Origin of the sequence: Streptomyces sp. NPDC019531 (genome assembly GCF_044903305.1) — a bacterium.
GTDB lineage: Bacteria > Actinomycetota > Actinomycetes > Streptomycetales > Streptomycetaceae > Streptomyces.
In genome coordinates this window covers 143722-154462 of the sequence record NZ_JBJDQL010000018.1, presented here as the reverse complement: position 1 = coordinate 154462, position 10741 = coordinate 143722, and the positions used below count along the sequence as shown (strand labels likewise).

The window sequence follows — 10741 nt, the reverse complement described above, 5'->3', positions numbered from 1 at the left end:
CGAGGACGGACACCCCCCACCCCGGCCCCGACCCACCCACCGAACCCGAAGCGCTACACAAACCCCCACCGAACCGAAACAGGCCGCCGCAGGCATTCAGGGGCGCGGGGAACTGCGCAAAACGCCCGCCCCCACCTACCCCGCACAGACACCGTCACGCCACAGAAGTCAGCGGCTTCGCGACGTCCTCCAAGGCCCGCCCCTCCGCCCGCACCGCCAGCACCGCCGCCACCAACCCCGCCGCACACATCAGCCCCGCCCCGATCTGGAACGCCAGCACCGTGTCCCCGACCTTCCCCGTACTCGTGAGGTCGGCGAACAGCAGCGGACCGCTGATACCGCCCGCCGCCGTACCCAGCGCGTAGAAGAACGCGATCGACATGGCCCGCGTCTCCATCGGGAACACCTCGGACACCGTGAGGTAGGCACTCGACGCCCCCGCCGACGCGAAGAACAGCACGGCACACCAGCAGGCGGTCAACGTGCCCGCACTCAAGGAACCCTGGTCGAACAGCCACGCCGTCCCGAACAGCAACAGCCCCGAGAGCAGGTACGTCGACGAGATCATCACCCGCCGCCCCACCGTGTCGAACAGCTTCCCCAGCAGCAGCGGCCCACAGAAGTTACCGATCGCGATGACCGCGAAGTAGTACCCGGTGTCCCCGGTCGGCACGTCGTAGAACGTCGTGAGGATCGCCCCGAACCCGAAAGTGATCGCGTTGTACAGAAACGCCTGCCCGATGAACAACGAGAACCCCAGCACCGACCGCCGCCGATAGTCCGAGAACACCGTCCGCGCGATCTCCACGAACGTGACACTGCGCCGCTGGCGGATCGTGATCTCACCCTTCGGCCGCGGCAACGGCTCCCCCCGCTCCGCCGCCACCCGCTCCTCGATCGAGGAGACGATCCGCTCGGCCTCCTCGTCCCGCCCGTGGATCAGCAACCACCGCGGACTCTCCGGCACATGCCGACGCACCAACAGGATCACGAAGGCCAGCACCGCCCCCAGCGCGAACGTCAGCCGCCACCCCACGTCCTTCGCGAAGAAGTCCGTGTTGAGCGCGACGATCGACAGCAACGAGCCCCCCACCGCCCCCAGCCAGAAACTCCCGTTGATCATCAGGTCGACCCGCCCCCGGTACTGCGCCGGGATCAGCTCGTCGATCGCGGAGTTGATCGCCGCGTACTCCCCGCCGATCCCGAACCCGGTCAGGAACCGGAACAGAAAGAACCACCAGGCGTCGAAGGACACCGACGTCAGCGCCGTGGCCGCCAGATACACCGCCAGCGTGATCATGAACAGCTTTTTCCGGCCCCATTTGTCCGTCAGCCGCCCCCAGAACAGCGCCCCGACGCACGCGCCCGCCACGTACAGCGCCGCCGCGATCCCGGTGATCTGCCCGGAGGAGATGGACAGCCCGCTCCCCGGCTCCGACAGCCGGCTGGCGATGTTGCCGACGACCGTGACCTCCAGGCCGTCGAGAATCCACACGGTGCCGAGTCCCACGACGATCGTCCAGTGCCAGCGCGACCAGGGCAGCCGGTCGAGCCGGGCGGGGACGTTCGTCGTGACGGTACGGCCGGTATCGGCCTGCACGGTGGTCACAGAAGGGCTCCCTCCTCGTCGAGCGAACCCCGCCCGGGTGCCCCCGACCTGCCCGCCTACGCCCCCAGCGTCCGCGACACCGTGTAGATCAACAATCCCACCAGCGACCCCACCACCGTGCCGTTGATCCGGATGAACTGCAGGTCACGCCCGATGTTCGCCTCGATCTTCCGAGTCGTGTGCTCGGCGTCCCACCCGGCCACGGTGTCCGTGATGAGGGAGGTGATCTCGCGACGATACGTGGTGACCACGTACACCGCCGCCCCCTCCACCCAGCCGTCGACCTTGGCCTGCACCTTCGGGTCCACGGCCATCCGCGCCCCGAGCGACAGCAGGGACGCCCGCACCCGCAGCCGTAGCTCACTGCGCTCGTCCTCGGCGGCGGAGACGATCATCGACCGTACGGCGGTCCAGGCGGACGCGATCAGGTCCTGCACCTCGCCACGGCCCAGCACCTCGCCCTTGAGCCGCTCCACGCGCGCGCGTGTGTCCGTGTCGGACTGCAGGTCGGAGGCGAAGTCCCTCAGGAACCGGTCCAGGGCCCCGCGGGCCGGATGGGACGGCATGTCCCGCATCTCGGTCACGAAGCGAAGCAGCTCCTTGTAGACCCGTTCGCCGACCTTCTTGTCCACGAACCGCGGGGTCCAGCCGGGCGCGCCGCCCTGCACCGCGTCCATGACCTGCTCGTCGTGGAGCACGAGCCAGTCGTGGGCCCGGGCCACCACCAGGTCGACGGCCCGCCGGTGCCCGCCGTCCGCGACGACCTTCTCCAGCATCTTCCCGATGCCGGGCGCGATCTCCTGGGCGTCGGCCCGCCGGGTGATCGCCTCGCCGACCACGGCCTGGACGTCGGAGTCCCGCAGTACGGTCAGGGCGCCCCGGAGCGCGGCCGACAGCTCGGCCGTCACCCGGTCGGCATGCTCGGGCTCCGCCAGCCACGCGCCGAGCCGGCTGCCGATCCCCACGGCACGCAGCCGCTGCCGTACGACGTCCTCCGAGAGGAAGTTCTCGCCGACGAACTCTCCCAGCGACACCCCCAACTGGTCCTTCTTGGTGGGGATGATCGCGGTGTGCGGGATAGGCAGGCCGAGGGGATGGCGGAAGAGCGCGGTGACCGCGAACCAGTCGGCCATGGCGCCGACCATGCCTGCCTCGGCGGCCGCCGCGACATAGCCGGCCCAGGCACCGGCGCCCTCGTGGGACGCCCACTCGGCGAGCACGTACACCAGCGCCACGAGGAGCAGCAGCCCGGTCGCGGTGAGCTTCATGCGCCGCACCCCGCGCTGTTTCTCCAGGTCGGCCTCGCTGAAGGTGTTCATCGCACGTACGGCCGCAGCGGGCACGGCACGGTTCGCCGGCCCGGCCGCCGCATGTGCGTGCCGCTCCACGTCAGATGGTCCCGTTTCCTCAGGTTTCGTACGTTCCATCCGCTCCACCCGTTCGGTGATCCCTCACACATTGTCCCTTCCTGACCGACTCCCGGAACGGAACAGGAGTTCCCCACGTCTGACCGGACGGGGGAACCGGTGAGGGTCCCGCCACTTTCCTCAGGCTCATGCCTCATCATGAGCTCATCAGATCGGAGCCCCGTGGCTCCCATCGCCCTAGGAGAACAGCACCACATGACACGGCGTCATGGTCACGCCCTGCTCGCCGCGATCGTCGCCGTGATCGTGGCCCTGTCCACCGCCATCTACGTCTCAGTGGCGGCCGACAACGGCACCAGGGACCGGACCTCGCTGTCCGGCTCCCGGCCCGCACACCCCTCCGCCGCGCCCGCCTCCGCCGGAGTCTGGGTCGGCACCTGGTCCGCCTCACCGGTCGGCGCCGAGCCCGGCACCGCGACCGAGGGCATGACCGGCCGCTCCGTCCGCAACGTCGTCCACGTCGGCGTCGGCGGTACGAGTGCCCGTATCACCCTGTCCAATCTCTACGGCCGGACCGCGCTGACCATCACCCACGCGTCCATAGCGCTCGCCGCCGGCTCCGAGACCCCCGCGGCGAGGGCCGGAACCATGCGGGTGCTCACGTTCGACGGCAGCAGCACCGTCGTCGTCGCGGCGGGCGCGCAGATACTCAGCGACGCCGTCGCCCTGGCCGTCCCCGCGGGCGGCGACGTCCTGGTCACCACCTACTCCCCCAGCCTGTCCGGTCCGGTCACCTACCACCCGACGGCACGGCAGACGTCGTACGCCGGAGAAGGCGACCTCACCGAGGACGAGACCGGCGCCGGGTACACCGAGCAGGTCGACCGCTGGCGCTACCTCACCGCCCTCGACGTGCTCAGCGAGCAGGCCGACGGCACGGTGGTCGCCTTCGGCGACTCGCTCACCGACGGCAAGGACTCCACCGCCAACGCCAACGCCCGCTGGCCGGACTACCTGAACCGGCGCCTGCGCACCGTGCTCGCGGCCGGCCGGCACCTCCCCCGCTACAGCGTCGTGAACGCGGGGATCGGCGGCAACCGGGTCCTCGCGGACGCCCGCGGACGCCCCCTGGAGAACCAGGCCGGCATCCGCCGCTTCACCCGGGACGTCCTCGACCGACCCAACGTCAAGGTCGTCGTGATCGACCTCGGCATCAACGACATCCTCCGCACCCCGGGCACCGCCGACCCGCAGAAGATCCTCACCGGCCTCCGCGACCTGGTCCGCCAAGCCCACGCCCGCGGCATCAAGGTCGTCGGAGCGACACTCATGCCGGTCGGCCACCGCAGCGGGTGGACCGAGGCGCGCGAGGGGGTACGCCAGGCCATCAACGCGGAGATCCGTTCGGGGAAGGTGTACGACGCGGTGGTCGACTTCGACAAGGCTTTGAGGGACCCCTACGACCCCAGCAGGCTGCGCGCTATGTACGACTCGGGGGACCGGCTGCACCCGAACGACAAGGGGTACGAGCGGATGGCGGATGTCTTTGATCTGGAGTATCTGAAGGGTTCGGCAGCGGCGCGTTTGTAGCCCGCGGGCCGGTGGGTGCTGGTCGCGCAGTTCCCCGCGCCCCCAAAAAAAGCGGTGGGTGCACCTACTCAGGGGCGCGGGGCTGTATCGATTTGCGGCTCCGCCGCGCGGGCGCGACCAGCCACGACGCACCCGCACCCGCCCACCGACCCGTCAGTCCTCCCCCTGCCTCCCCCTCAGCTCACGAACAGCCTCCCGGCGATCCAGCTTCTGCTGCCGCCGCTCCTCCCGAAGCCGCTGCCGTTCCGCCCTGGTCAGCTTTCGCTCGACGCCGACCCCGCCCCAGAACGCGAACCCCGTCACGATCACCCGAGGCGCCCCCGGATCCCCCGGCACACCGTCCTCACGGTGGTCGAAGCCGCCCATGATCCCGAGCCCGCGCACCACGACCTCGACCCCCGGCTCCACGATCACCTGCACCCCGCCCATGATCGCCGTGCAGTTGATCTCGACCTCACGGTCCGCGAAGTTCGCCTCGCGCAGGTCGATCACACCACCGCCCCAGAAGGCGAAGCAGTTGAAGCGCCGGGGCACCGTCCAGCGCCCCTTGCGCTCGAAGCCGGACATGACGGCGACTCCCCACGTCGACGACCCCTCGCCGCCGACCATCCGGGACGCCCAACTCCCGTCCTGCTCGGGCCGCTTCACCATGTCGACCCTGGGAGCGGCCACCTGCCCGACCGGCAGGTCCCGGGTGATCGGTGCGAGCTCCCCGTACGTCCGCGCCTTGTACGTGGCGTCGAGCCGCTCCTCGAACTCCTCCATGTCGAGCCGCCCTTCGGCCACGGCGTCCCGCAGGACCTCGGCGACTCGCTCACGATCGGCGTCCGAAGCACGCAGCTCCGGGGCGGGGGGCCTGGGGGGCGTCCCCCCGGAAGACACAGCGTCCGTCATGCAATCAGCCTACGAGGAACCCCTCCCCACGGCTACGAGACCGCTTTCTCCGCTTCCCCCGCGTACATCTTCGCGATCACCGCCTCGATGTCCGGCTCCCGCACCGACAGATCCACCAGCGGGTACTCCGCCGCGACCCGCGCCACCAGCGCCGCCGCCGACTCCCCCGCCGGGAACGCCAGCCACTGCCGGGGTCCCTCGACCCTGACCACCCGCGCCGGTGCCGCCTCGATCGGCGGCAACTCGCACTCCAGGTCCACGACGAGCATGCGCTCACTCTCCCCCACCTCGTGAAGACCGGTGAGGGGACCGTCGTACATGAGGCGCCCGTGGTCGATGACCATCACCCGGGAGCAGAGCTGCTCGATGTCCTGGAGGTCGTGGGTGGTCAGCAGGACCGTCGTGCCGCGCTCCGCGTTCAACTCCCGCAGAAATCCACGCACCTTGGCCTTGGAGATGACGTCGAGGCCGATCGTCGGCTCGTCCAGGTACAGGACCTCGGGGTCGTGCAGCAGGGCCGCCGCGATGTCGCCCCGCATCCGCTGCCCCAGGGACAACTGGCGTACCGGCACGTCCAACAGGTCGCCCATGTCGAGGAGTTCGACGCAGCGGTCGAGGTTCTCGCGGTAACGGGCGTCCGGGATGCGGTACATACGGTGCATCAGCTTGTAGGAGTCGATCAGCGGCAGGTCCCACCACAAGGTCGTGCGCTGACCGAAGACCACACCGATGCGGTGCGCGAGCTTCGTCCGCTCCCTGGACGGGTCAATCCCCGCCACCCGCAACCGGCCTCCGCTCGGCGTCAGGATGCCCGTCAGCATCTTGATCGTCGTCGACTTGCCGGCACCGTTCGGGCCGATGTACCCGACCATCTCGCCGCGCGCCACGGTGAAGGAGATCGAGTCGACCGCCCGCACCTGGCGCCGCTCCCGTTTCAGAAAGCCGGTCTTCTTGCGCACGTCGAAGACCTTCTCGACGTGGTCGAGTTCAATGAAGGCGTCCATCACCACATCCGTCGCCAAGTCCACCGCCAGGTCCACCGCTAACTCCCCGTACTCCGATACGACCCGAGACCCGTCCGCCATGCCAGGCCGGCCAGCGCACAGCACGCCACCGCCACCAGCGGCGGTGCGAACGCCGCCCACTCCGGCAGCTCCAGCGGATACGGCCGCCCCAACACGTAGGAGGCGGGCACCCAGTTGACGAAGGCGAGCGGGAGCATGAAGGTCACGCCCCGCACGAAGTCCTTCCCGAACACGGTCGGCGGGTACTGCAGCAGGGTCGTACCGCCGTACGTGAACGCGTTCTGCACCTCGCTCGCGTCCTGCGCGAAGATCTGGAAGGCCGCGCCCGCCACGAACAGCGCGCAGAAGATCGCCGCACCGCTGACCAGCATCACCGGCACCAGCAGCATCTTCGCCGCGCTCCAGTCGACGTCCACCGTCGCCAGGGCCCAGACCAGCACCGCCGCGCCCTGCGTGATCCGGCCCAGGCGGCGCAGCGCGAAGTGGTCCGCGCCGATCTGCGCGAGCACCGGCGCGGGCCGCACCAGCAGGGTGTCGAAGGAGCCGTCACGGATCCGGGTGCCCAGCACGTCCATCGAGCCCAGCACCAGGTCGGCGATACCGAAGGCGGTCGCCGAGAGGCCGTACAGGAAGGCGATCTCGGGCAGCGTCCAGCCACCCAGCGAGTCGACCTGCGAGAACATCAGCAGGATCGAGACGAAGTCCATGGCGGTCATCAGCAGGTTGCCGCACATCGTGACCACGAAGGAGAAGCGGTAGGTCATGGAGGAGCGCACCCACATGCCCGCGATCAGGCAGTAGGCCCGCAGGCCCTCGCGCGTCCTGGACGGCTCAAGGGTGTCAGCCACCCTGCACCACCACCCTGCGCGTCGCCGCCGACTGCAGCAACCGCCCGGCCGCCAGCAGCACCACCGCCCAGGTCGCCTGGAAGGCGTACGCGCCGAGCGGATCGGTCTCCCCCATCAGCACGTCCGCCGGCATCTGGATCTGCGCCGCCCACGGCAGCGCCCGCACGATCTCGCCGATGACGCCCGGGAAAGCGTTCAGCGGGAGCACCATGCCCGAGCAGAAGACCCCGAGGATCATCAGGGTCTGCGAGACGCCCATCCCGTCCATCAGCCAGAACACGCTCAGCGCCGCGAGATAGCGGATGGCGAAGCTGACCACCATCGCGAGCAGCAGCGCCACGAACAGGGCCGCCCAGGAGGTCACGTCCGTGGGCAGCGCCATCGGGAACAGCAGGGCGCCGAAGATGAAGGGGATCACTCCCCGTCCCAGCAGCTGGAACAGCGACCGCCCCAAGTCGCTTGCCAGCCACCACAGTTGGAGGTCGGCCGGGCGGTACAGGTCGACCGCGATCTCACCCGTGCGGATCCGGCCCATCAGGTCCCTCTCGGCCCCGCCGCCCTGGATAGCGAGGGTCGCGTAGAGACACTGCCCGAGCCACACATAGGTGACCGCCTGCGCCTGGTCGTAGCCCCCGAGATGGGGCTTCTCGTCCCACAGCGCGAGATACGTGTACACGAGGATCACGCCGAAAGCGGTGTTGGTGAACACCCCTGCGAGCGTCGCCGCCCGATACGTCGCGTACCGTCTGAATCCCCCTGCCGCGACGGCCGCGTACAACCGCCCGGAACCCACATCCACAGCCCTCCTGGCCTCGCCGACACCGAAGCGCAGGAGCCTAGTGCGCAGGTGATGAGGCGGGCCACTCATTTTCCGGGCGAGACGCGCGCCATATCCGGGAACGGAACGCATGGTGCGAGAGTCTTCAACAGGGGGCGCAGAAGGCGTACGAGGTCGTACCGCAACGTATGACGCGAAACAGGAGTCCGTGCACGACATGAGCGACCAGCCGCAGCAGCCGACCGAGGGCTGGGCACCGACAGACCCACAAGCGGCTGCAGAGCCCGGCGGGAAGAAGAAGGCCAAGCGGCCCAAGCGCACCGGGTGGCGACGGCTGATCCCGACGTGGCGCACGGTCCTGGGCACCTTCGTCCTCGGGCTGCTGGTCCTGGCCGGGCTGCTCTACGTCGGCTACTCCATGGTCAAGATCCCGCCGGCCAACGCCCTCGCCATCAAGCAGTCCAACGTCTACCTGTACGCCGACGGCAGCCAACTGGCCCGTGACGGCGAGGTCAACCGCGAGAACGTCGGCCTCGCACAGATCTCCAAGGACGCCCAGCACGCGATCCTGGCCGCCGAGGACCGCGACTTCTACACCGAGTCCGCGATCGACCCGAAGGCCATGCTGCGCGCCGCCTGGAACACCGCCAGCGGCAAGGGCAAGCAGTCCGGCTCCACGATCACCCAGCAGTACGTCAAGAACTACTACCTGGCCCAGGAACAGACCGTCACCCGCAAGGCCAAGGAGTTCTTCATCTCGATCAAGCTGGACCGCGAGAAGTCCAAGGACGAGATCCTGGAGGGCTACCTCAACACCAGCTACTTCGGCCGCAACGCCTACGGCATCCAGGCCGCCGCCCAGGCCTACTACGGCGTGGACGCCGTCGACCTCGACCCGGCCCACGCCGCCTACCTCGCCGCGCTGGTCAACGCGCCGAGCGAGTACGACGTCGTCGCGCACCCCGAGAACAAGTCCGCGGCCGAGGCCCGCTGGAACTACGTCCTCGACGGCATGGTCAAGAAGGGCTGGCTCACCGAGTCCGAGCGCACCGGCCTGAAGTTCCCGATGCCCAAGGAGCAGACCGTCTCCACCGGCCTGTCCGGGCAGCGCGGCTACATCGTCCAGGCGATCAAGGACTACCTCACCACCAACAAGATCGTCACCACGGACGAGCTGGAGGCCGGCGGCTACCGCATCACCACCACCCTGGAAAAGAGCAAGCAGGACGCCTTCGTGAAGGCCGTCAACGACCAGGTCATGTCGAAGCTCGACAAGAAGAACAACAAGGTCGACAACTACGTCCGCGCGGGCGGCGCCTCCGTCGACCCGAAGACCGGCAAGGTCGTCGCGATGTACGGCGGCATCGACTACGTCAAGCAGTACACGAACGGCGCGACCCGCGGCGACTTCCAGGTCGGCTCCATCTTCAAGTCCATCGTCTTCGCCGCCGCCGTCCAGAACCACTCCGAGACCCAGGACGGCGAGCTCATCACCCCGAACACCTACTACGACGGCACCAACAAGCGCCCGGTCGTGGGGTGGAGCGGCGGGTCCTACGCCCCCGAGAACGAGGACGACGGCTCCTACGGCGAGATCACCGTACGCGCGGCCACCGACAAGTCCGTCAACTCGGTGTACGCGCAGATGGCCGTGGACGTCGGCTCCGACAAGGTCAAGCAGACCGCGATCGACATGGGCATCCCCGCCGACACACCCGACCTCACGGCGACCCCCTCCATCGCGCTCGGCGTGAACACCGCGAGCGTCCTCGACATGGCCGAGGCGTACGCGACCCTCGCCAACCACGGCAAGCACGGCACGTACACGATGATCGACAAGATCACCAAGGACGGCTCGGCGACCGTCGAGCTGCCTCAGCAGAAGACCACGCAGGCCATCAGCCGCGAGGCCGCCGACACCACCACCTCGGTCCTGCAGAGCGTCGTCGAGAACGGCACCGCCACCGCCGCCCAGGCTGCCGACCGCCCCGCCGCGGGCAAGACCGGCACCGCCGAGGAGGACACCGCCGCCTGGTTCGCGGGCTACACCCCCGAACTCGCCACGGTCGTCTCGGTCATGGGCCAGGACCCGGTGACCGCCGCTCACAAGTCGCTGTACCGCGCGATGGGCCTGGAGCGCGTCAACGGCGGCGGACCGCCGGCCGAGATCTGGGCGCAGTACACCAAGGCCGCCCTCAAGGGGAAGCCGGTCACCGACTTCGACCTCCAGCTCCAGCCGGGCGCCGAGACCCAGGCACCGAGCACCCAGGTCCCGGCCGACCCGACCACGGGCGGCCAGAACGACGGCGGCACCACGGGCGACACCACCGGCGGCCAGGACACCCAGGGCCAGACGCAGGGTCAGGACAACGGCGGTACGACCACCACCGGCGGCGACACCACGACAGGCGGCACGACCGGGGACACGACCACCGGCGGCACCACCACCGACGGCGGCACGACGACGGGCGGCACCACGGGGGACACGACCACCGGCGGCACCACCACCGACGGCGGCACGACGGGCGGCACTACGGGTGACACGACCGGAGGCACCACCGGAGACTCACCGAGCGGCGGGACGACGACGGAGGGCGGAGGCCTGTTGAGCACAAGCCGACGGGAGTGAC

General features: G+C 69.4%; 8 protein-coding genes. 2 read left to right on the top strand and 6 right to left on the bottom strand.

Annotated features, from left to right (window positions below; genetic code table 11):
- Positions 1 to 154: 154 nt before the first annotated feature.
- Positions 155 to 1609, bottom strand: a complete 1455-nt coding sequence (locus tag ACI2L1_RS22190) for an MFS transporter (protein WP_404741058.1) — start codon at positions 1607 to 1609, stop codon at positions 155 to 157.
- Between the two features lie 56 nt (positions 1610 to 1665).
- Positions 1666 to 3036, bottom strand: a complete 1371-nt coding sequence (locus tag ACI2L1_RS22185; RefSeq protein WP_404741057.1) for a DUF445 domain-containing protein — start codon at positions 3034 to 3036, stop codon at positions 1666 to 1668.
- A gap of 195 nt (positions 3037 to 3231) precedes the next feature.
- On the opposite strand from ACI2L1_RS22185, the gene ACI2L1_RS22180 reads away from it, so the two are divergent.
- Positions 3232 to 4566, top strand: coding sequence for an SGNH/GDSL hydrolase family protein (locus ACI2L1_RS22180; protein WP_404741056.1), 1335 nt, complete (start codon positions 3232 to 3234; stop codon positions 4564 to 4566).
- A gap of 153 nt (positions 4567 to 4719) precedes the next feature.
- Here the strand turns inward: ACI2L1_RS22180 and ACI2L1_RS22175 are convergent, their stop codons facing one another.
- From ACI2L1_RS22175 to ACI2L1_RS22160, 4 genes are read right to left on the bottom strand one after another with little or no spacing between them, the layout of a single operon-like run.
- On the bottom strand, positions 4720 to 5460 hold the full coding sequence (locus ACI2L1_RS22175) for a DUF1707 domain-containing protein (RefSeq protein ID WP_404741055.1): 741 nt from the start codon (positions 5458 to 5460) through the stop codon (positions 4720 to 4722).
- A gap of 32 nt (positions 5461 to 5492) precedes the next feature.
- On the bottom strand, positions 5493 to 6464 hold the full coding sequence (locus ACI2L1_RS22170; RefSeq protein ID WP_404741064.1) for an ATP-binding cassette domain-containing protein: 972 nt from the start codon (positions 6462 to 6464) through the stop codon (positions 5493 to 5495).
- Between the two features lie 38 nt (positions 6465 to 6502).
- Positions 6503 to 7267, bottom strand: a complete 765-nt coding sequence (locus ACI2L1_RS22165) for an ABC transporter permease (RefSeq protein ID WP_404741063.1) — start codon at positions 7265 to 7267, stop codon at positions 6503 to 6505.
- A 58-nt stretch (positions 7268 to 7325) separates the two neighbouring features.
- Positions 7326 to 8126 (bottom strand): ABC transporter permease, encoded by an 801-nt coding sequence (locus ACI2L1_RS22160; protein ID WP_404741062.1) that lies wholly within the window; start codon positions 8124 to 8126, stop codon positions 7326 to 7328.
- A gap of 202 nt (positions 8127 to 8328) precedes the next feature.
- Between ACI2L1_RS22160 and ACI2L1_RS22155 the strand changes: the two genes are divergently transcribed.
- Entirely contained in the window at positions 8329 to 10740 is a 2412-nt protein-coding gene (locus ACI2L1_RS22155; RefSeq protein ID WP_404741054.1) for a transglycosylase domain-containing protein, read from the top strand.
- Position 10741 lies beyond the last annotated feature (1 nt).

Bases quoted from the DNA above. Each gene is read 5' to 3' on its own strand.
- ACI2L1_RS22185 (WP_404741057.1), bottom strand. From the start codon at position 3,036: ATGGAACGTACGAAACCTGAGGAAACGGGACCATCTGACGTGGAGCGG.
- ACI2L1_RS22180 (WP_404741056.1), top strand. From the start codon at position 3,232: ATGACACGGCGTCATGGTCACGCCCTGCTCGCCGCGATCGTCGCCGTG.
- ACI2L1_RS22175 (WP_404741055.1), bottom strand. From the start codon at position 5,460: ATGACGGACGCTGTGTCTTCCGGGGGGACGCCCCCCAGGCCCCCCGCC.
- ACI2L1_RS22165 (WP_404741063.1), bottom strand. From the start codon at position 7,267: ATGTGGGTGCGCTCCTCCATGACCTACCGCTTCTCCTTCGTGGTCACG.
- ACI2L1_RS22155 (WP_404741054.1), top strand. From the start codon at position 8,329: ATGAGCGACCAGCCGCAGCAGCCGACCGAGGGCTGGGCACCGACAGAC.
- ACI2L1_RS22170 (WP_404741064.1), bottom strand. From the start codon at position 6,464: ATGGACGCCTTCATTGAACTCGACCACGTCGAGAAGGTCTTCGACGTG.